The organism is Myxococcus eversor (assembly GCF_010894455.1).
Lineage (GTDB): Bacteria > Myxococcota > Myxococcia > Myxococcales > Myxococcaceae > Myxococcus > Myxococcus eversor.
Genome location: NZ_JAAIXY010000002.1, coordinates 533,176 through 552,951, shown reverse-complemented (window position 1 = coordinate 552,951; position 19,776 = coordinate 533,176). Strand labels below are relative to the sequence as shown.

Sequence of the window (19,776 nt, the reverse complement as noted above, 5' to 3'; positions counted from 1 at the left end):
GGGCACGGCGGGGCTGACGCAGCTCCGTGCCTCCGCGCGAGTGGACTGGCTGGCCTGGCCATGGCTGCGCCCCGCGCTGCAACTGGAGGCGCGTGAGGCGGGGCTGGGGCAGGCCCTCGCCTGCTCCGACACGGAAGACAGCGCGGAGCTGGAGGAGGTGCCCGCCTGTTCCCGAGGAAGCCGTTGGGGCGTCACCGCGCGGGTCCGCTCGGAGCTCTCGGAGTTTGTCTCCGTGGCGGCGCAGTCCGGTTACGCGCGGGTGGTCGAGCCTGGGAGCCCGAGGGCCCGCGATGACGGACGGGCACTCGTGGAGCTGAAGCTGCGCCCCGTGGAGTCGTTGCGACTGGGAGCCCGCTTGCAGTGGAAGGACGAGGACCTCGCCGAGCGCACCCGGCTTCGACAGGAGGTCCGCACCACGGTGGACCTGGGCTGGACGCTCCTGTCCTCGACGACGGCGCGGGGCCGGTATGCCTGGGTGGTGGACCTGAAGGACGCGCGAGCGGCGAAGACTCCGCCGGACGCGCCGCGACACCTGTTCCACCTGGAAGTGGAGACGCGCTTCTGACGTGTGTCCGTGGAATGAAGTGAATCGAGAGGGGAGGACATCGACGTGAGGGGTTGGGGATGGAGGCTGGGGTGGATGTGTTGGTTGGGGATGGTCGCGTGTGGAGTGCCGTTGGAGGAAGGGGCGGAGGACGCGTGCGCGGAGGTATTGCCGGGGGACCTGGTCATCACCGAGTACCTGAATGACCCCGAGGGCACCGACACGGGGCGGGAGTACGTGGAGCTTCACAATCCCCTCCAGGTGCCGGTGAGCCTGGAGTCGATGACGCTCTATGCGGCGCGCTCGGATGGCTCGCAGGAGAAGGGGTTCTTCTTCGCGGAGCCGCTGTCGGTGTCACCCGGGGACTACCTGGTGCTGGGGGATGTTCGTGAAGGGCCCGTGCCCGCGCATGTGGACCTGTCCTATGGCGAGGCGCTGGGAGCGCTGGGCAACACGTCGGGACGGCTGGGCGTGCGTTGTGGCGAGCGGGTGATTGACGAAGTGCCCCTCACCGCGCCCGCGAAGAGCGGAGCCGCCCGTGGGTATGACGGGCGGCTCGTCCCGGACTCCGCTGGCAACGATGACCCGGCGCGGTGGTGTGACGGCGCGGCCTCCGTGGATGCGGGGGCGTCGCGGGGAAGCCCTGGCGCGGCGAATGCGCCCTGTGCGCCGACGGAAGGCGCGTCCGAACCGAATGGGAGCAAAGAGACCTGTGTCCCCGTGGGCTCCCAGGTTCCTCGGGACGTGAAGCGGCCCCGCGCCGGTGAGCTGGTCATCACGGAGTTGATGGCGAATCCGCTCGGGGACGACACGGTGGGCGAGTGGGTGGAGGTCCTGGCCACCGTGCCCGTGGACCTCAATGGGCTGACGCTGGGCACCGACACCACGGGCACGAAGGTGCAGGGGCCGAACTGTCTGTCGCTGCCGGCGGGAGGGTACGCGGTGCTCGCCCGACGCATGGAGGCCGTGCTCAACGGTGGGCTGCCCATGCCCGTGGCCACGTTCAACGTGGACCTGCGCAACACGGGCGGCGTCGTGCAGGTGCGGTCCGGTGACCTGCTCGTGGATGCCGTTGCTCACGGAGCCGCGGAGGAAGGCGTGGCGACCCAGGTGTCCGTGGGGAAGGCGAACGCGTCCGGCAATGACTCGGCGGAGGCGTGGTGCCGGGCCTCGGAGACGTATGGCTCGCGCGGCAACCTGGGGACGCCGGGGCGTGCGAACCGGGACTGCGCGTCTGGCGAGGGTGGAGGGCCGGAGGGTGGCGCTTCCGAAGGAGGACGCGACGCGGGTGGAGTCACTCCGGATGCCGGGCGTGGTGGTGGCACCGACGCGGGCTCCCCGGATGGAGGAACCCGTGACGCTGGAGGTCTGGACGGTGGAATTCGAGACGCGGGTGCTACGGACGGCGGAGCCCGAGACGCGGGGAGCCCGGTGCCCACGTGCATCGACCGGGTGACGGGCATCCCGCGTCCAGTCCGGTTACCGGAGGTGGGCTCGCTCGTGCTCACCGAGTTCATGGCGGACCCGAGCGCCGTGGCGGACAGCGTGGGCGAATGGGTGGAGGTCCTCGCGACGCGCGAAGTGGACCTCAATGGCGTCACGCTGATGAACGAGGGCGGAGCGAACACGCTGCTCGACGCGACGCTGTGTCTGTCCTTGAAGGCCGGGGCCCGAGGGGTGCTCGCGCGCAGCGCGGAGACGGCGCTCAACGGCGGGCTTCCCTCGGTGCTCGCCACGTTCTCCTTCAACCTGTCCAACGCCACGGGCAATCACTCGCTCCGCCTCGCATTGGGCAGCCGGATGCTGGATGTCATCACTTGGACGAGCGCCGCGACGTCCGGCGTGTCCTGGCAGGTGAGCCCCATGAGCAGCGACCCTCAGCGCAATGACGCGCCAGGGAGCTTCTGCCTCGCGCCCGCGTCGGCGCGTTATGGGCTGGGAGACAGGGGAACGCCGGGACTGGAGAACCGCGCATGCGCGCCCTGAGTCTCGCGTTCGTCCTGGTGGGGCTGCTCGGGGCCTCCTGTGGCCATGAGGCGGGGCCCGGGTGTGGACCGCACACGGGCCGCGTGGCGGAGGTCATCGATGGCGACACGTTGGTTCTCGAGGGCGGGGAGCGCATCCGCTACGTGCTCGCGGACACTCCGGAGAGCACGGCGGGACGTCACGACTGCTTCGGGCGGGAGGCCCTGGCCTTCAACCGGAGTCTCGTGGAGGGCAGGCAGGTGACGCTCGTGGACGCGGAGGCGTGCGAGGACCGCTTCGGTCGGCGGCTCGCCTACGTCGCCGTCGATGGCCATGACGTGAGCGCGCTGCTGGTGGAGCGAGGCTTTGCCTGCGTGCTCCATGTTCCACCCGCCGGCGACTCACGGCGCGCGGAGCTGGAGGCGCTGGAGCTCCAGGCTCGACGGGCGCGGCGGGGCCTGTGGGGCGCCTGCTCGCCGGTGCCCTGTTCGTGATGAGGCACTTCGAGCACGCTTCCCGGGCGAGGCGCCGCCCAGGCGGCCCGAGAGGGCGGGGAGCCTGGACGACCCGGGCGCCCTATTCCATTCCTGACGGCCATGCCTACGCGCCAATCATCCAGACCGGTCCGCTTTCAGCAGCGGCCGGCGAAGGGCGGGCCAGCGGAAGCGCGCACCCGAGTGGGCGTGCGCTGTCCGACTGGGACGTGCGTGCCATGGTCGCGCGCTTCCGAGGACGTTCACCTTTCCCGGGTGGGGAGGGCGCTCGCGTGAACCCTTGTCCCGAGCCCATCGGTCCCCTGGCGGACCTGCTGACCTCCCGCCGCGAGGAGATCGCCCGGCGCTGGGAGGAGCGGGCGGGGACGCGGCGCGGAGAGGGGCTGCTGCGGCTCCCCACGCAGGCGACGGGCTCGCTGGAGTGGGTGGACTCCGTGATGGACCTGCTGCGGCTGTTCGGTGTCTCGGCCGAGGAGGAGGTCCAGCTCCCTCCACGGGGGCCTGGTGCCGAGCGCAACCGGGCTGGCGCGGACATCGCCGCGGTGGTCCGTGAGTACGGCCTGCTCCGGGATGTGCTCGTCGAGGTGTTGGAGGAGTCGGGGTGGGCACCGGACTTCGAGGGGCTGCGCGCGCTCAACCGCGCCATCGACGCGAGCATCGCGGACGCGGTGGCCCGGCACGCGGAGGGGCATGAGCGGACCCTGCGCGCCACGGAGGCGAAGCTCCACGACATCCTGGAGCACGCGCCGGCCGTCATCTTCGCGAAGGACAAAGCGGGCCGGTATCTCTTCATCAACCGCGCCTTCGAGCGCACCGCGGACGTGAGTCGCGCCGACGTGGTGGGCCACACGGACCGCGAGCTGTTCCCAGCGGTGGTGGCGGACGAGTTCGAAGCCGCTGACCGCTGGGTCCTCGAGACGGGACAGCCCCTGGAGTCCGACGAGCACGTCCAGTGGGCGGACGGCATGCACATCTATCAGTCGCTCAAGTTTCCGCTGCCCGGCCCCGGAGGGAGCGTGGATGCCGTGTGCGGCTTCTCCACGGATGTGACGGAGACGCGGCGCGCCCAACGCGAGCGGGACCAGGCCCGTGAGCGCCTGCGCCGCGTCCTCACCGAGCTGCCCGTGGTGCTGTGGGCCACGGACCCGGAGGGCAACATCACCCTCTTCGAGGGCAAGGGCCTGCCCGCCATGGGCGTGAGCACGAGCGAGGTGGTGGGCCGGAACACCTCCGACGTGTACGCGGGCCGGCCGGAGCTGCTGGACGCCGCGCGCCGCGCGCAGGAGGGAGAGACCTTCTCCCTGGAGCTGGAGATGGGGGGCTCCTGGTTCATGGCCTACGTCTCCCCGGAGCTGGGCCCGGACGGGCGCGTGGTGGGCGTGTCGGGCGTGTCCCTGGACATCACCGAGCGCCGCCGCGCCGAGGAGGTGCTGCGCCAGTCGGAGACGCGCTACCGGCTGGCCACGCTGGCCACGCGCGACGTCATCTACGACTGGGACCTGGCCACCGGCGACATCCAGTGGAGCGAGCTGGCCGCGCGGCAGTTCCTCCTGAGCACGGAGGGGCTGGAGATGGGCATCGACTGGTGGACCCGGTCCATCCATCCAGAGGACCGGGGGCGCGTCGCCGGGAAGATGCAGCAGGTCATCGAGGAGGGCGTGGACCACTGGCGTGACGAGTACCGCTTCCAACGGGGGGACGGCTCGTGGGCCATCGTCGAGGACCGGGGACAGGTGGTCCGGGACGCCGAGGGCCGGGCCCTGCGAATGGTGGGCGCCATGCATGACGTCACCGAGCGGAGGGTCGCCGAGGAGGAGGCCCGGCGTCGCGCGGAGTTCGAGCAGTTGCTCATCGGCATCGTCGGACATGATTTGCGCAACCCCCTCTCCGCCATCACCATGGCGTCCACCACCCTGCTGCGGCGGGACACCCTGGATGAGCGGCAGCGCAAGGTCATCGACCGCATCCTCTCCAGCGCCGAGCGCGCCACGCGCATGCTGCGCGACGTGCTGGACTTCACCCAGGCTCGACTGGGCGGTGGCATCCCCATGCAGCCCCGGCCGTTGGATTTGCACGAGCTGACGCGGCAGGTGTTGGACGAGGTGCGGCTGGCCCACCCCGAGCGCATCCTGGAGCTGGAGTCCGGCGGGGACGGCGCGGGCCTGTGGGACCCGGACCGGCTGGCCCAGGTCATCACCAACCTGGTGAACAACGCCCTCAGCTACAGCCCCATCCACTGCCCGGTGCTGGTGCGCACGCATGGCGCGCGCGGCGCGGTGATGCTCTGTGTCCACAACATGGGGATGCCGATTCCCCCAGAGCTGCTCCCGCGCCTGTTCGAGCCCATGAAGCGCGCCGAGCGCCCGGAGGCGAAGGACGGACGGGGCGGCCTGGGCCTGGGCCTCTTCATCGTCAAACACATCGTGGACGCCCACGGCGGCCGACTGCGCGTGCGCTCGTCGGAGGAGGGAGGCACCCTCTTCATGGTGCGGCTGCCCCGCGTGCTCTCTTCCCCACCGCCCATGAATTCGTGACCTCGAGGGCCCGCCCCCCGCGAGCCGCTCGTGAAGAAGATGTCCAGGAGCGACCTGGCAGGCATCGGCCACTTGCTCCCGGGGGCGCACCCGGCTAGCACGGGGGGTTCAGGCTCAAATCCCTCGGAGGGGTGCATGAAGAAGGTCCTCATCGGGCTCGGTATCGGTTGTGGCGTCATCATCCTCGGCGTCATCGCCACGGTGGTCGTCGGCGGCATGTGGTTCGCGAAGAAGGCGGGCGGCAGCCTCGAGGCCGTCAAGCAGATGCAGGTGCAGCAGGAGGAGCTGGCGAAGCTGAACAAGAGCCACCCCTTCACGGCTCCGGCCGACGGTGAAGTGCTGCCCCTGAAGGAAGAGCGCCTGCTGACCTATCTCTCCGTGCGCGAGTCCGCGCTGCCCGTCTTCAAGACCTACGAGGAGAAGTCGACGGCGTTCCAGGAGAAGCACGACACGAAGAACGAGAACGCGAACCCGTCCTTCGACTCCGCGATGGAGGCCGCCAACCTCATGATGTCGATGATGGCGGACGTGCGCACCGCGTACATCGCCAGCCTGAAGGAGCACGGCATGTCGCCCAACGAGTTCCAGACCATCACCGGCACCGTCTACGCGTCGATGGTGGCGCAGGGCACGGAGGCGATGAAGGGCATGAGCGCCAAGGCCCTGGAGGCCATGGAGAAGCAGCTCAAGGTGGTGGAAGCAAAGCTGGGGAACGACAAGCTGTCCGCCGAGGAGCGCGCGGACCTCGAGGCGTCCCAGGCCGAGCTCCAGGAGCAGATTGGCGCCATGTCCGAAATCGAGGACGGCGCGGGTGACCCGCCCGCGTCCGAGGCGTCGAAGCAGGCCACCGCCGCCAACATGGTGCTGCTCAAGAAGCACGAGGAGCGCGTCAAGGTCATGGCCAACCCGGCCTTCGACGGCTTCGTGCTCGGCGGCGCCACCGACGAGCTGAGCGGCGCGGGCGCCGGCGCGGACGGAGAGCTCGCGGACTAGCGTCGCGTGGGGACTTCCGGCTCCGGCCCCTTCCCGTCGGAAGCGGTCGGACCGGGGTGTTCCCGGGCGTCCCGACGCCGGGCCTTGATGCTCGCGACGACGGAGACGCCCACCAGCGTGGCGATGATGGCCACCGACGGCAGGGGCGGGACGTGGAGCCAGGGCTCCACCACCATCTTCAGGCCCGCGAAGCCGAGCACCCCCGCCAGGCCGTAGTGCAGGTAGCGCAGCTGGCCCAGCGTGCCGGCCAGCACCAGGTACAGCGCCCGCAGCCCCAGAATCGCGAAGGCGTTGGAGCTGTAGAGGATGAAGGTGTCCTTCGTCACGGAGAAGGCGGCCGGCACCGAGTCCACCGCGAAGAGGATGTCCGTCAGCTCCAGGCCCATGAGCGCCAGGAGGAGCGGCGTGGCCACGCGGTGGCCGTCCGCGCGCCGGACGATGAACTTCTTCTCATGCACTTCCTGCGTCACCGGCAGGTGCTTGGACAGCCAGCGCACCGCCCCGTTGTCCTTCTGCTTCGCCGGGTCCTCGCGCGCCACGCGCAGCGCGGTGACGAGCAGGATGGCGCCGAAGACGTAGGACACCCAGCCCCAGCGCTCCAGCGCGGCGGCCCCCACGAAGATGAAGAGCGCGCGGAAGACGAGCGCCCCGAAGATGCCGAAGAAGAGCACCTGGTGCTGCGCTCGCAGGGGCACCGACAGGCTCTGGAAGATGACGAGGAAGACGAAGGCGTTGTCCAGGCTGAGGCTCTTCTCAATCAGCCACGCCGCCACGTACTCCTGGGCCGCGTGCCCCCCGAGCACCGCCCACACCAGCCCGCCGAAGCTCAGGCCCGCGGCAACCCACACACCGCTCCAAATCCAGGCGGCCCGGCGGGACTCGCCGTGGTGCCCCCGGTGCGACAGCAGGTCCACCACGAGCAGCGTCAGCACCGCCGCCCAGAAGACCCCCCAGAGCCATGTGGGAATCGCATGCATGTTCGTCGGCTGAACTTAGGCATCCTCCTCGCGGACGGGGGGAGTTTCCCGCACGCGTCGCGTCAGGAATGGGGTGGGCCAGACACCCCCGGGCAGGGGGATGTGGGTTGACCAACCCATACGGGCAGGCAGGGGGCTTTTCGCTCTCTTTGCGAGCTTCCCTTCACGGGATGTGTCAGCGTCCGCGCGGGGCGGCCCGTGAGGGGAAGCCCGTGACTGTCGCGTGGGGAGGGGCGCGACGAGCCGAAGGAACTGGAGGAGTGGTACCGATGAACAAGGTCATCTTCGCCTGCGTGCGCAACGCTGGCCGCTCGCAAATGGCGGCGGCGTTCTTCAACGTGCTGGCGGACCCGGAGAAGGCGCGCGCCATCTCCGCGGGGACGCAGCCCGGCGAGAGCGTGCATCCGGAGGTCCTCGAGGCGATGCGTGACGCGGGCCTGGATTTGAAGGACGCCCGGCCCCAGCAGCTCACGGAGGAGCTGGCGCGGGACGCCCACTGGCTCATCACCCTGGGCTGTGGCGAGGCGTGTCCTCACGTCACGGGGCTCCAGCGTGAGGACTGGCCGCTGGACGACCCGAAGGGCAAGTCGGAGGTGCTGGTGCACCGCATCCGCGACGAGGTGGCCGCGCGAGTGGCGGGCCTGCTGGAGCGCGAGGGCTGGATGCGCGCCGGCTGAAGCACCGGCCGGTCAGCCGGGCAGGGGAGCCGGCTGGGGTGGAGAGCCGACCGCTCGCCCGCTCCGGCCGTACGGCCCCCGGCCCCCGGCGCATCCTGCGGACGTTTCGAGCCGACGTCCGTCCGAGGTGCGCCGTCATGTCTTCGACTTTTCCGTCCACGCCCGTCATGGCCGCGCCGACCGCGCCGCCGTCCCTGCCGCTGGCCACGCCATGGCTGCCCCAGTCGCGCGCGCCGCGCCTCACGCTGGGGGCCGCCCTGGCGCTGGGGGTGCTGGCGGAGGTGCTGTTGGACAGGGCCCTGTGGGGCGTGTCCTTTCCGTTGATGGTGCTGGCGCTGGTGGCGATGCTCGTGGGCCTGGGCGGACGCGAGGGCTGGCAGCGCGCGCGGCCCAATGCGTGGCTGCTGGCGCCGCTATTGGCGGTGTCGGGCTTCGTGGCGGTGCGCGACAGCCCGTGGCTCACGGCGCTGAACGTGCTGACGGCGGGGACGCTGCTGCTCCTGCTGGCGCACTTCTGGGGCGCGGGCCGCGTGCAGCGGCTGGGGTTGTGGGGCTATCCCCGGGTGGTGCTGGGCAGTGCCTTTCGCGGCATGCTCCATCCGCCCGCGCTGGTGCGTGACTCGGTGGACCTGAGCGCGGCGAAGCGGCACGCGCCCAGCATCATCCCCTTCGCGCGGGGGGTGCTCCTCGCGCTGCCGGTGCTGGCGGTGTTCGCCTTGTTGCTGTCGTCCGCGGACGTGGCGTTCGCGTCGGCCGTGCGGCGGGTGTGGGACGTGGACCTGGGCGCGCTGCTGGGCGTGTCGGTGGCCCGGGCGGTGGGCGTCGGCTTCTCGGCGGCCGTGGCCGCGAGCGTGCTGGGCCACGCCCTGCGCCGGCGCAGGGGGCGCGAGGAGGGAGAGGAGGAGGTGCCGCCCGCGACGCCGAGGCTGGGGCTCATCGAGGCGCTGACGCTCATCCTCGCGGTGGACGCGCTGTTCCTCGCCTTCGCGGGCTTCCAGGTGGCGTACCTCTTCATCGGTGACGCGTCGTCGCCGGCGCCCGGGTACTCCTCGTATGCGGCGTATGCGCGCGAGGGCTTCTTCGAGCTGTTGGTCGTGTCCATGCTGACGCTGGGGCTGGTCATGGCGCTGGCGCGGTGGACCCGTCGCGAGTCACCGCTGGCCAGGGCTGTCTTCCAGGCGGGGGCCACGGTCATGGTGGCGCTGACGCTGGTCATCGTCGCCTCGGCGGTGAAGCGCATGACGCTCCTCGAGGAGGCATACGGCTACACGCGGCTGCGCGTCTTCACGCATGTCTTCATGGTCGCGCTGGGTGGGGTGCTCGCGTGGCGTGCGGTGACGCTGTGGTGGCGGCCGGAGCGCTTCACCGTGGGAGCCTTCGTCGCGGCGCTGGGCGCGGTGCTGGCGGTGAATGTCATCAACCCCGACGCGCTCATCGTCCGGCTCAACATCGCGCGGGTGGCGGCGGTGCCGCACGTGGATGATGACTACCTGTACACGCTCTCCGCGGATGCCATGCCGGAGCTGGCGCGGGGGTTCGCCTCGGGGCAGCTCACGGACTCGATGGGGCTGGCGCACATCGAAATGGGGGATGCGTGTGAAGCCATGCCCTGGCCCGAGTGGAACCTGTCGCGCTGGCGGGCGTGTCAGGTGCTGGAGGCGGACAGGTTCCGCGTCAGCGCAGGTGGTAGTTGAAGGGCAGCTCCACCGTGACACGCGGGCCGAGCGCGGCGGGGGGAGGAGGGAAGGGGGCCGCCGCGCGCACCGCCGCCTGGGCCGCGTCGCACAGGACGTAGTGGGGGCAGGAGCCCACGACGGACAGCTCCAGCAACTGGCCCCGGGCTCCGACGGTGATGCGCAGCGAGAAGCGCCCTTCGATTCCAGCCATGGCGGCCTGGTGCGGGTAGCGCACGTTCTCGAAGCGGTCCCTGAACATCACCTCGAAGTACTCCTCTTCCCAGGCGGTGCGCTCCTCGCGGGAGGGTGGCGTCTGCGTGACGGGGAGCAGCCCCGCGCTGCTCGCGGCGAGGACGCTGTTCACCACGCCGCCGATGACTCCTCCGGCCACGCCCCCGGAGACACCGCCTGAAGAGGCCGAAGCGCGGGCTTCGACGGTGGAGTCCGGAGCGGCTGTCTCCGTCGAAGGTGGAGCCTCGGGCGTCGGGAGCGGACGAGGCTCCTCCGAGAGCCGGCTGAAGGCCCTGGACGGGCCAGGCTTCGGGAAGGGGCGGGCGCGTCGCGCGGAGGCCCGATGCGGCACGGACGGCGCGCTGGCCGCGGGGGCGGGAGTTGGCGGCGGAGGCGCGGCGAGCAGGCGCAGGACGAGCGCGTCGTCGTCCTGCGTGGCGAGCCGGGGAGCGTGGGTGGAGCCGTGCCAGACGGCGTCCAGGCCCACGAGGGCGAGCATGTGGAAGGCCACCGCGAGGGGGGCCACCCAGAAGACGCGTGTCGTGTGCGCGGCCCCGCGTGAGCGCGCGTGGGCGACGGAGGCGAAAAGCGTTGCCTCGGCGTGGCCGTCCTTCGGACTTTCGTCCGGCATGTCCAGACCCCCTTCCCTCTCGCTTGGAACCGCAGTCTAGCGAGAGGCCCCATCCACCTGACACGGGGGTAATGCCTGTCTTCGTCGCGGTGAAGGGGACCTGCCCCGGAGCGCCGGGTGACGGTGCTGGTTTCCTGCCGGATTCATGAGCGTTCCATGAGGAACGTGTCCACCGGACCCCACTTCAGGACCCGTGGGGGTGGCCGCAGCCCTGGCATTGCATCGCATTGCCGGAAGTGGGGGCGAACTGGCGGCAGTCACAGTTCATGACGAAGCAACTGTGCTGGTTGTCATAGCGCCCGCCAAAGGGGTGCGGGGCGAGCGTCTGCACGGAGACCTTGGGGATGCTGAAGGTCGTCGACCCGGAGGTGTTCGAGTAGCCCACGAAGAGCGGGGTGGGGATGGGGTCTTTCTTCAGGGGTTTGGTGCCCTGGCTGCGAGGACCCTGCCAGAACAGGAGCTTCACCTGCACCGCGTCCGTCGTCCCCGCGTCGGGCTGGAAGTACAGCGCCCGCTTCGTCCAGTCCTCCTGGCTCTGGAAGTCCCAGAACAGCTCGTTGGGCATGCCGCGGCAGCCTCGGAGGGGCAGGCACACCTCGGTGATGAGCGCGCGAGGTGTGACTCCCGGTGTCTCACCCCGCGAAGCAAGGCATGTACCAGGGACCCGAGGCGGACGGGTCTCGACGCCAGGAGGAAGGGCCCGCGTTCGCGCGAGACGCGCCCGCGTCACGCCGAGACGCGTGGGGCTTCAGCCCTCCGCCGCGGAGTGTGGTGCCCACGCACTGACGTGGCTCTGTCCCGAGTCATCCCGGGTGACGGTGTACAGGGTGCGAGCCTGCTTGCCGGTGGCCGCGTCGAGCGCATGGTGGACGATGAGCGGAGTGATGGGGACCTCGGGCAGGGCTTCGTGGAGCTTCGCGAGGACGGCCTCGGGGCTCTGCGCCTCGAGGACGAAGACGGTGCCGTGGCCGGTGAGCGCGGAGTTGATGAGCAACTGGAGGTCCTGCGCGCCGCGAGGCTCGTCCGCCAGAATCACATCCGGGTCCTGGCGCAGGAACGAGCGGACCACCTGCGCGAGCGGCGTGGTGTCATTCACCCGCACCACGCCGAGCCGCGCATCCACGGCGCGCGGGTGCTCCAGCGCGGCGAGGACGTTGGTGAAGTCCGGGAGCGCCGCCATCGCCGCGTGGAGCGACGTGGTGCGCCCGGTGCCGCGCGCGCCCGAGAACACCACCGGCCGTCCCTGGAACAGCGTGTCGAGCCGCAGGAAGCGCTCGGTGAGGAACGCGGCCTCGCTCGCGCCCAGGTTCAGCGACGCGAAGTCCGGCTGCGCGGCGCGGAGCTGACGGTCTCTCGCGTATGCGGTGACGCTGGGGGCCAGGGGCCCGTCCTGGAACGTCACCCAGAAGAGGACGTCCGGGTCGCTGGCGTCGGGCGGATGCGCGACGGTGCCACGCGCGGGACGCTCGGCGTCGTGGCCTCGTCGGGACAGGGCGTGGATGGCCTGACTCAGTGACGCATGCAGCGCGGGCGCGAAGGGCTGACGTACCGGCAGCCTGTCCTGTCCGAGCATGCCCGGGTGCTCGGGCCCATCGGCGCGGACGATGAAGAACGAGGCTCCGGCCGTGAGCACGTCTCCGTCCTCGTCGGCCCACACGGAGAAGACGAGGGTGCGCGTCTGCGCGGCGATGGAGAACAGGGCCGCCGCGGCGTCCTCGGCCGAGGTGGGGAGGGGCGGTGGCCTGGGAACGGAGATGCCTTCGGCGGCGAACTGTTCAAGCAGCCCGGCAATCAGCTCGGAGGGGGTCGTGGCGAGTGTGCTCAGGTGGTGGTCTCCCGTGGGGCGCGGATGATGGCATGCGTCACGAGGCTTTGTGGTGACGACAATGAGGCTCGGAGCTACGAAGTGGGCATGAGCCAGGACTGGAATGCGACGAACGCGCCCACGGCGGACTTCGACCCGGGCGCGGAGCATGCGGTGTTGACCCGGTGGGTGGGAGCCTGGGAGGGGCCGACGCGCACGTGGTTCGACCCGTCTGGGGCGCCCGAGGAGTCGCGCACCCATGCGAACATCGAGTCGCTGCTTGGCGGGCGCTTCGTGCGCATCGACTACCACTCCACCGCGATGGGCAAGCCGCACGCGGGCCAGCTCATCGTCGGCTTCGACCGCACGGAGGGGCTCTACACCGTGGCCTGGGTGGACAGCTTCCACATGAGCGCGAGCATGTTGATCTCCACCGGCGCGCCGCGGGACGACGGACGCGTGTCCATGCTCGGGAGCTACACGGCCAGCATGTGCGACGAGCAGGGTGTCACGCAGAAGCAGAAGTGGGGCTGGCGCACGGTGATTCACCAGCCGGATGCGGACACCGTGGTGCTCGAGTCCTTCAACATCTCCCCCGAGGGACAGGAGGACCGCGCGGTGGAGACGCGGCTGACGCGGCGTCGTTAGGGTTGGTCGCCAGTCCATTGCCACCCCGCGTTGGACGAGCGCGTCAGCCCGCAGGGCGTGGGCGGAGGTGAGGGCGATGGACAATTGCAGGAAGAGGCGCGCCCATCGGGCGTTGCGCATGGGATAACCCTGTCGGGCGGACGGCGCGCGCGACCGGAGGGACACGCGCGCGGGGGGCCCAGGGCCCGGTGAGAGGACGTGCATGAAGCTGGATGACCTGGTGCTGGCGTTGACCGTCTCGTTGCTGCGCGTGGAGCGCGAGCGGTGGCTGGACGTCCTGACGCGGCTGGAGACGGAGCTGGGGTCGGGGTGGACGCTGCGACTCCTGGAGGTGCCAGGGACGTACTCGGTGGGCGCGCGCACACGGGAAGGGCGCGAGCTGCCGCTGGAGGCCTGGCGCGAGGTGCTGGACGAAGAGGAGCTGGTGAGCGTCCGCGCCATGGACCTGGGCGGCCTGGGGCCCGGCGAGCTGCCGGACCATGTGGCCGCGGCCTTCGTCAACTCGGAGGCCCTGGTGTTGGACGTGCGCACGAAGCAGGGCAACAACCTGTACCGGCTGGAGGTCGTCTTCAGCAGCTCCTCGCTCATCGCCCCCCGGCAGTTCGTGGGCTTCGCCAGGGCGCAGCCGAACGCGGAGCGCGTGCTGGAGGCACTCTCACGTGTCATCACGGACTCCAATACGTTGAACCAGCGTCCCGCCGTGTCGCCGTCACAGGTGGCGGACTACCTGTGCTCGCGCGAGGGGGCCTCGCTGTTCGACCTGCTCGGTGGAGACCTGCTCAAGGCGCTCCAGTCCACCGTGCTGCGCATGGGCGGCGCCATGGTGCTGTCCGAGGACTTCCGCCCCTTCTTCCAGACGCTGGACCCGGACGACTTCGAGCGCGGCCTGTTGCCGCCGGAGCGACTGGCGGAGTTCGTGCCGTCGGACGAGCGGGTGTACCTGTCGGGCGACGACTTCGGGCGGGACTTCGTGGCGCTGGTGGAGGCGCAGCCCTTCGCGGAGGAGGTCTGGGCGCGCTCGGCGGAGAACCTCAACCGGTTCATCGCGCCGGACGCGACGCCGTACACGGCCCCATCGCTGCGGGAGCTGCTCGCGACGGGGGAGCCCGCGGCGGTGCAAGGGGTTCCCGCCGGCAACCTCATGGAGGAGCTGCAGATGTGCTGCAAGGCGCACGGCGCGGAGCTCCTCGTCCCGGAGCCGCTGCGCGAGCGCGTGCGGGCGCAGGGCCACACGAAGGAGGAGCGCGCGAAGGACCCGGGACTGATTCCGGAGCGCGAGCGGCTGCGGCTGGTGCCCAATGACTCGCGCTACCAGATGTATCTGTTCAACGCGTTGAAGGTGGCGCGCTCGCCGCTCCTGTCGCCGCGCGCGACGACGGACACGCGGGCGGAGCTGCTGTCGAGCCTGAAGGACGCGGAGGAGTTCGCCAATCGCAAGGGCTCTCCCTTCGCGGAGGCCTTCGGGCTGGCGCGCCTTGTCCTGGAGAACACCGGCTTCCAGCTCCGCGACGCCTCGCCGGCGCGACTGGCGGCCGTGCGCGAGGCGCTGAAGGGCGCGGGGTTGAGCGAGCGGGCGTGGGATGCGTTCGAGCGTCGCTTCTCGCTCGTGACGCTGTTCCAGGTGTTCCCCTCGTCGGAGGAGCGGTTGCGGGGCCTGTTGGCCTGCTCGGTGGCGGACGTCTTTGGAGGCATGGGCTCGTGGAATGACGAGTTCTTCGAGTCCGACGAGGACCAGGCCTGGTACGAGCGGGTGACGCAGCGGCTGTTCCGCGCGCTGCGCGAGTTCTTCGTGACGATGGTGAACGCGCGCTGAAGGGGTGCGTCAGGCGTCGCGGTGGACGGTGCCGGGGGAGAAGGCGGGGAGGCAGATGGCGACGTACTCGGCGCCCTCGGGCTCGGGGGTGCTGTAGCGGACCCACTCGCCCGGCTCGCAGATGACGGCCTGTCCGCCGCGCACGTCGAGAAACCCGCCCTTGTGCTCGACGCGCAGGACGCCGGCGAGGACGAGGGTGATCTCCTTGAACTCGGGCTTCTGGCCCGGCTCCTCCCAGCCGCCCGGGCTGTTCATGTGGGCGACGCTGACGTCGGAGGTCTTGGAGGTGGCCCGGCCGACGAACTCATGGATGAGCTTCGGTTTGTTGCCCACGGCTGTCACGCGCATGGGAGCGGGAATCAGGGTTGGCATCGAGGGCTCGGTGAGACCGCGGGGTGGTGTGTCTGGGTCGGGCAGGTTACAGCACGCGGCCCCTGACACCCACCCCTCCCGGTGAATGGCGACTCGACTCCGCGAGGGAATCCAGTCCCGGCGCATCCGTGCAGCGAGAGCAGCGCGGTTCATGTGCTCGCGGTTGGTGTGGGTGGGTCGTGCAACCCTGCTGACCATGCGCGCTGACGTGCGGGTGTTGGGAATCGTTCTGCTGGCCATCACCACGGGATGTGCGGCGGGCACTTCCGTGTCGAGTAGGGGGAGGAATCTGAACCACTCGCAGCGAGTGGCCACCCACCGTGGGGATGGAGAGCTCACGCGCGGTGGTTCCCCGCGTGCCTCGGTGAGCGTGGCTCCTCAGGTGGATGCGTGGGAGTCGCTGCTCACGAATGCGGGATTGGAGGCACGGGACGAGCGTCCGGTGCCAGGCGGCCCGCTCACCCCAGCACTGGCGGCGCGACTGCTGAGAGGGCTGTTGGGAAAGCCCGTTACGCTGGGTCAGTTTCCCTCGCGTCTCGCGGTGGGGCACCTGCTGCGCGAGGTGCTGAAGGAGGGCGAGGTGTCGCGCGCCGAGCTGGTGCGTCGGGTGGAGCGCTTCACGTCTCTGGCGGTATTGCGTCCTGATGGCTGCCTTGCGTGGGTGCGCAGTGGGATGACGCAACAGCGAATCGCGGCTGTGCAATGGAGGGACGGCGCCTTTCGCGCGCACGGCTTCGAGTTGGGCCGTTTCTACGATGGACGCTCAGGCGTCTTCAGGTTGCTGGATGACGCGCTCCAGGAGGTGGATGGGCGTCACCTGGCGGAGGTCCATGACGACGCGGACTACGTGGGCCGCACGCTGGATGGGGCCGAGATGGCGTTCGTGAAGCTGGCGCTCTCCCTGGGCCATTTCTTCACCTACCCGTTGGACAGCATCGCCTCACTCAAGAACCTGCCCGCTGGCGTGGCCGCGCTCATCCAGGCATCACCAGAGTACTTCGAGCGCTTCCGGTACATGACGCGAGGGGAGCAGGTTCAGGCGGTGGCCGAACTGGCCACGAACCTCCTGCTCACGACGGGCACCGCCGCGGCCACGACGCGCACGGTGACAGGGGCGCTGGCGGGGGCCGAGGCCACGGTTCCGGTGTTGACCCTGTCCGCGCAGGGCGCGCTGACCCTCGAGCGGGTAGCGGTGCCAGTGGGACGAGCGGCGGCGGTGCTGGGTGGCGGTCCTGGTGCCGCCATCATCCTTCATCGCGCCAATTCGGCAGCGGGACAGCCGGCTCCCTCCGGAGGAAAGGGTCCTGGTCAGTGGGGACCCTCAGATGAAAAAGGAGCCTCCGCGCGTGCTCGGGCGTACCAGGAACAAATCTCAGGACGCTCCTACGATGATGCCTATTGGGTTGGAGGCGTTGGCAGAAAGAGTGGCGGGACGAAGTTTGATGGTTTCACGGATGGCATCCTGCTGGAGGCCAAAGGCCCCGGCTACGCCGAGTTCTTCGAGAGCGATTTTGCCCCCAAGGCCTGGTTCGAAGCATCGGGCAAGGCCGAGGACCTTATTGACCAGGCTCGGCGACAGAGCAGGCGGGCTGAAGGCAAGGGCATTCGCATCGAGTGGCATGTCGCTGAGAAACACGCGGCAGATGCCATCCGGAGGCTGCTGAAGGGCAACGATGTCACCGGGATTGTCGTCATCCACACCCCGGCACGCTCCCTGGTACCCTGAGACACACGCTTCATGACGACCCAATCCACGACGCCAATGGCCGACCCTGAGACCTACTACGCCGGTGCCTACTGGGGCCCGCGACAGGAGTCCGCTGAAGAGTGCGCCCGTCGAGCGGTGGGTTTCCTCGACCTGTTGGCTGCTTGTGACCCTCTGCTGGCTCACTGGAACAAGACTCCGAAGCCGCGAGGCAAGGGCCTCAAGTTCCCCCTCATGCCCCCTGACCTCAGCACCCTGACAGAAGCGTTTCGGCGCGGCGTCAATCGGGAGCCTGGTGGGCCTCCCATCGAGCACCTGGGCTTGACTGTCTCTGCATACAACGATGGCACTGGCCCCGACTTCGTCACTGCGAGAATGCACTGCGGGAGCCATGCCAAGGGCATGTCGAATGCTTGCGTCCTGTCCATCCCCTCCAAGGGAGCGAACGCGGAGCGAGTCCTCACGGCACCTGTTCTGACTCAAGTGGTGCGAAGCATGGCATCGGCTTGGGATGCGGACTGGGCGCTCGCGACGTCGTGGGAGCATCGCGAGATGCTCGAAGAAGAACTCAGGACCGGGACGTTCGTCGGCTGGGTCACGTACGTGTCCCTGCGACGCGGGACGGTGCCTCCGCTGCCCGCGCCGGTGCGCATCGAGAAGGTCGAAGGCATGGGCACGCTGGTGATTCTCACCCCCGAGCGCTTCACCGCGACCAACCCAGAGCATGTGGCGCTGGCGAAGCGCGTGCGCGAGTTGCTGTCGAAGGCAGGTCTCATGCGGCCCGTGACGGACGGGCCCGCCTGACTCTCTGGGCCTGGGCCTGGGCGTAAGCGTGGCTCACGCACGCCCTCACGACGGCAATCCCCACACATCGAGCGAGATATCCGGCGGAGGCCGGTAGTCCTCGAGCCGAGGCATGGGCACGGGCTCGCCCGGTCCACCGGCGATATCCGCGTACGTCAGCCAGCGTCCATCCGGCGCGGTGACGCGCGAGATGTAGTCCCACTCGCAAGAGTCGTTGAAGATGACGAAGCACCACCCGTTGGAGCAGAGAATCGGCGTGTCGCCACCGCCAGAGTCCTCCACGAGCTGGAGCTGCCGCGTCGAAATCGTCACCTCGCCCCGCTCCAGCGCGTACAGCACTTCGAGCACCTCGTCCTCCGTCAGCTTGTGCTCGCTCGGCTGCTCCTGGAACTCCAGCCGGTTCCCGAACGGGTCCTCACCGTGGAACCGCCGCACCTCCGGAACCTCGAAGCTCCACCTCACCGGATGCTTCGCTTCGAGAAACAGTGAGACCAGCGCATCCAACGTCGTCACCCGGAAGGCCGGGTGCGCCTTCTTCGCCGGCAGGAACGGCTCCTCCACGCCAAGGTGCAGCCCTCGCCCGTCCGGCAGCTCGAACCAGAGCCCGCCTCGCTTCGCGAGTTCTGGGGGTTTGGGAATCTCTCGCAGCCCGAGCAGCTCGCCATAGAAAGCACGGCCCCGGGCCTCCTCGCCTCGGGGCATCGCGAGCTGGATGTGATCAATCCCTTGAATCATGTTCGCCGCTCCCCCTGTCGTGGCGCGTGAGTCTGCCGGGACTCCTGGTGCGGCAGAAGGGCCTCGTGCTTGCCCACCAACGTGTCCGGGCGCCCGCGCCGCGAAACGCGCATGGCCGTGATTCCGCGAGGTTCCGCCCTATTGACGATTGGCAGGCGACTTGAAATGGAAGGTCGAGCGGGCGCAGTGTGCCCATCACCGACGCCTCCGTCGGACCCCTTTCCCTTAAGGACGCGCGATGCTTCCCGTCATCCTCGCCCTGCTCCTGTCGCAGACGCCGCCCGCAGCCAACCCGCGCCAGCAGGGCGTGCCCATCGGCAAGGGCAAGACGCTGCCCACCGTGCGCCTCAGTGCGCCTTCCGGCGGTTGGACGGTGGACCGGATGCTGCTCATCGAGGGCACCGTCAGCGACACCACCATCGACCCCATCGTCGTGTCCCTCAACGGCGATCGCTACCTGATGCGCACCTTCAACGGGCGCTTCAGCCGCAAGTTCCCCGCGGCCAGCGGGAAGAATGTCGTCACGGTGATGGCCACCAACCAGGCCGGCACCGCGCGCACCCAGGCCACCAGCTACGCGCAGGTGCCGCCCGTCCCGTTCAAGGTCATCCTCACCAGCGACACCGACGGCGTGTACACCGACCTGCACGTCTACGAGCCCACCGACACCAGCGAGAAGGCCGGCCAGCTCGTCATCGGCTCCATGGCCCACGTGTACTGGGCGGACACCTCCAGCCCGTCCGGCGGCACCTTCTTCCTCAACTCGCAGGGCGGTGACTTCGACCAGCCCGCGTACGGCCCGTACCTCTACATCCACCGCGCGCCGCCCAAGGGCGTGTACCTGGTGGCGACCAACTACTGGCCCAGCGGCGACAAGGCCCACACCCTGGCCACGCTCAACCTCGCGCTCTTCGAGGGTACGCCCAACGAGGTCCGCCGCATGGTGCGCATCCCCCTGGCCACGCCCGGCACCACGCGCGTGCTCGCGTGGGTGAACATCCTCGGCGACGGACAGGCGGAGGTCTACGTCCCCTCGCAGGACCCGAAGCCCACGCGCAAGGGCTGGCCCACCAACCTGGACGCCGCCCTCAAGGAGCTCCAGACGAACGGCGACGGCGGCGGCGAGGGCGACTACTGACCCGCGCCGTCTGACGCGCTCCGGTCCACCACGCC

17 protein-coding genes and 1 pseudogene are annotated in these 19,776 nt (G+C 69.8%); 12 read left to right on the top strand and 6 right to left on the bottom strand.

Annotation, left to right across the window (positions count from 1 at the left end; translation table 11 throughout):
- The 5 genes and pseudogenes from G4D83_RS45930 to G4D83_RS05710 form a co-directional block, all read left to right on the top strand.
- A pseudogene (locus G4D83_RS45930) lies at positions 1-565 on the top strand (hypothetical protein); the annotation flags it as partial.
- Positions 566-655: 90 nt separating this feature from the next.
- Positions 656-2,530, top strand: a complete 1,875-nt coding sequence (locus tag G4D83_RS05725; protein WP_240356177.1) for a lamin tail domain-containing protein — start codon at positions 656-658, stop codon at positions 2,528-2,530.
- On the top strand, positions 2,518-3,003 hold the full coding sequence (locus G4D83_RS05720) for a thermonuclease family protein (protein ID WP_163863560.1): 486 nt from the start codon (positions 2,518-2,520) through the stop codon (positions 3,001-3,003). Before G4D83_RS05725 ends, G4D83_RS05720 begins: the two co-directional genes overlap by 13 nt.
- A gap of 272 nt (positions 3,004-3,275) precedes the next feature.
- Complete coding sequence (locus G4D83_RS05715; protein WP_240356176.1) at positions 3,276-5,537, top strand: PAS domain S-box protein; 2,262 nt, start codon at positions 3,276-3,278, stop codon at positions 5,535-5,537.
- Between the two features lie 135 nt (positions 5,538-5,672).
- Positions 5,673-6,530: a hypothetical protein gene (locus G4D83_RS05710; protein ID WP_163863556.1), complete on the top strand. Its 858-nt coding sequence runs from the start codon at positions 5,673-5,675 to the stop codon at positions 6,528-6,530.
- Here the strand turns inward: G4D83_RS05710 and G4D83_RS05705 are convergent.
- Complete coding sequence (locus G4D83_RS05705; RefSeq protein ID WP_163863554.1) at positions 6,527-7,507, bottom strand: TerC/Alx family metal homeostasis membrane protein; 981 nt, start codon at positions 7,505-7,507, stop codon at positions 6,527-6,529. The genes G4D83_RS05710 and G4D83_RS05705 overlap by 4 nt on opposite strands.
- Positions 7,508-7,776: 269 nt before the next feature.
- Between G4D83_RS05705 and G4D83_RS05700 the strand changes: the two genes are divergently transcribed.
- A complete protein-coding gene (locus G4D83_RS05700) occupies positions 7,777-8,184 on the top strand; it encodes an arsenate reductase/protein-tyrosine-phosphatase family protein (RefSeq protein WP_163863553.1) in 408 nt (135 codons plus the stop codon).
- A gap of 137 nt (positions 8,185-8,321) precedes the next feature.
- On the top strand, positions 8,322-9,878 hold the full coding sequence (locus tag G4D83_RS05695; RefSeq protein ID WP_163863551.1) for a DUF4153 domain-containing protein: 1,557 nt from the start codon (positions 8,322-8,324) through the stop codon (positions 9,876-9,878).
- Here the strand turns inward: G4D83_RS05695 and G4D83_RS45475 are convergent.
- From G4D83_RS45475 to G4D83_RS05680, 3 genes are all read right to left on the bottom strand, one after another.
- Positions 9,859-10,722, bottom strand: coding sequence for a TonB family protein (locus G4D83_RS45475; RefSeq protein ID WP_240356175.1), 864 nt, complete (start codon positions 10,720-10,722; stop codon positions 9,859-9,861). The two genes, G4D83_RS05695 and G4D83_RS45475, sit on opposite strands and share 20 nt — an antisense overlap.
- Before the next feature lie 184 nt (positions 10,723-10,906).
- Positions 10,907-11,287 (bottom strand): hypothetical protein, encoded by a 381-nt coding sequence (locus tag G4D83_RS05685; RefSeq protein WP_163863549.1) that lies wholly within the window; start codon positions 11,285-11,287, stop codon positions 10,907-10,909.
- A 183-nt stretch (positions 11,288-11,470) separates the two neighbouring features.
- Entirely contained in the window at positions 11,471-12,355 is an 885-nt protein-coding gene (locus G4D83_RS05680) for an ATPase, T2SS/T4P/T4SS family (protein ID WP_163863547.1), read from the bottom strand.
- A 279-nt stretch (positions 12,356-12,634) separates the two neighbouring features.
- On the opposite strand from G4D83_RS05680, the gene G4D83_RS05675 reads away from it, so the two are divergent.
- Positions 12,635-13,174: a DUF1579 domain-containing protein gene (locus G4D83_RS05675; protein ID WP_163863545.1), complete on the top strand. Its 540-nt coding sequence runs from the start codon at positions 12,635-12,637 to the stop codon at positions 13,172-13,174.
- A gap of 202 nt (positions 13,175-13,376) precedes the next feature.
- Positions 13,377-14,987 carry a hypothetical protein gene (locus G4D83_RS05670; protein ID WP_163863543.1) on the top strand — a complete coding sequence of 537 codons (1,611 nt, stop codon included), beginning with the start codon at positions 13,377-13,379 and terminating at the stop codon, positions 14,985-14,987.
- A gap of 9 nt (positions 14,988-14,996) precedes the next feature.
- On the opposite strand, the gene G4D83_RS05665 is transcribed toward G4D83_RS05670, so the two are convergent.
- Entirely contained in the window at positions 14,997-15,359 is a 363-nt protein-coding gene (locus G4D83_RS05665; RefSeq protein ID WP_163863541.1) for a cupin domain-containing protein, read from the bottom strand.
- 364 nt (positions 15,360-15,723) lie between these two features.
- On the opposite strand from G4D83_RS05665, the gene G4D83_RS46760 reads away from it, so the two are divergent.
- Together G4D83_RS46760 and G4D83_RS47085 are read left to right on the top strand one after the other, a co-directional pair.
- A complete protein-coding gene (locus G4D83_RS46760; RefSeq protein ID WP_275902354.1) occupies positions 15,724-17,085 on the top strand; it encodes a Tox-REase-5 domain-containing protein in 1,362 nt (453 codons plus the stop codon).
- Between the two features lie 12 nt (positions 17,086-17,097).
- The gene (locus tag G4D83_RS47085) at positions 17,098-17,868 is read left to right on the top strand and encodes an Imm52 family immunity protein (RefSeq protein WP_163863537.1); all 771 of its coding nucleotides are present in this window, start codon (positions 17,098-17,100) and stop codon (positions 17,866-17,868) included.
- Between the two features lie 45 nt (positions 17,869-17,913).
- Here the strand turns inward: G4D83_RS47085 and G4D83_RS45470 are convergent, their stop codons facing one another.
- On the bottom strand, positions 17,914-18,603 hold the full coding sequence (locus G4D83_RS45470) for a DUF7693 family protein (protein ID WP_205522577.1): 690 nt from the start codon (positions 18,601-18,603) through the stop codon (positions 17,914-17,916).
- Between the two features lie 238 nt (positions 18,604-18,841).
- Between G4D83_RS45470 and G4D83_RS05645 the strand changes: the two genes are divergently transcribed.
- Positions 18,842-19,741: a DUF2135 domain-containing protein gene (locus G4D83_RS05645; protein ID WP_163863536.1), complete on the top strand. Its 900-nt coding sequence runs from the start codon at positions 18,842-18,844 to the stop codon at positions 19,739-19,741.
- Positions 19,742-19,776 lie beyond the last annotated feature (35 nt).

What these genes read in the sequence shown, in the direction of transcription:
- G4D83_RS05725 (WP_240356177.1), top strand. Translation starts at nt 656, where the DNA reads ATGGTCGCGTGTGGAGTGCCGTTGGAGGAAGGGGCGGAGGACGCGTGC.
- G4D83_RS05720 (WP_163863560.1), top strand. Translation starts at nt 2,518, where the DNA reads ATGCGCGCCCTGAGTCTCGCGTTCGTCCTGGTGGGGCTGCTCGGGGCC.
- G4D83_RS05710 (WP_163863556.1), top strand. Translation starts at nt 5,673, where the DNA reads ATGAAGAAGGTCCTCATCGGGCTCGGTATCGGTTGTGGCGTCATCATC.
- G4D83_RS05705 (WP_163863554.1), bottom strand. Translation starts at nt 7,507, where the DNA reads ATGCATGCGATTCCCACATGGCTCTGGGGGGTCTTCTGGGCGGCGGTG.
- G4D83_RS05700 (WP_163863553.1), top strand. Translation starts at nt 7,777, where the DNA reads ATGAACAAGGTCATCTTCGCCTGCGTGCGCAACGCTGGCCGCTCGCAA.
- G4D83_RS05695 (WP_163863551.1), top strand. Translation starts at nt 8,322, where the DNA reads ATGTCTTCGACTTTTCCGTCCACGCCCGTCATGGCCGCGCCGACCGCG.
- G4D83_RS45475 (WP_240356175.1), bottom strand. Translation starts at nt 10,722, where the DNA reads ATGCCGGACGAAAGTCCGAAGGACGGCCACGCCGAGGCAACGCTTTTC.
- G4D83_RS05685 (WP_163863549.1), bottom strand. Translation starts at nt 11,287, where the DNA reads ATGCCCAACGAGCTGTTCTGGGACTTCCAGAGCCAGGAGGACTGGACG.
- G4D83_RS05675 (WP_163863545.1), top strand. Translation starts at nt 12,635, where the DNA reads ATGAGCCAGGACTGGAATGCGACGAACGCGCCCACGGCGGACTTCGAC.
- G4D83_RS05670 (WP_163863543.1), top strand. Translation starts at nt 13,377, where the DNA reads ATGAAGCTGGATGACCTGGTGCTGGCGTTGACCGTCTCGTTGCTGCGC.
- G4D83_RS05665 (WP_163863541.1), bottom strand. Translation starts at nt 15,359, where the DNA reads ATGCCAACCCTGATTCCCGCTCCCATGCGCGTGACAGCCGTGGGCAAC.
- G4D83_RS47085 (WP_163863537.1), top strand. Translation starts at nt 17,098, where the DNA reads ATGACGACCCAATCCACGACGCCAATGGCCGACCCTGAGACCTACTAC.
- G4D83_RS45470 (WP_205522577.1), bottom strand. Translation starts at nt 18,603, where the DNA reads ATGATTCAAGGGATTGATCACATCCAGCTCGCGATGCCCCGAGGCGAG.
- G4D83_RS05645 (WP_163863536.1), top strand. Translation starts at nt 18,842, where the DNA reads ATGCTTCCCGTCATCCTCGCCCTGCTCCTGTCGCAGACGCCGCCCGCA.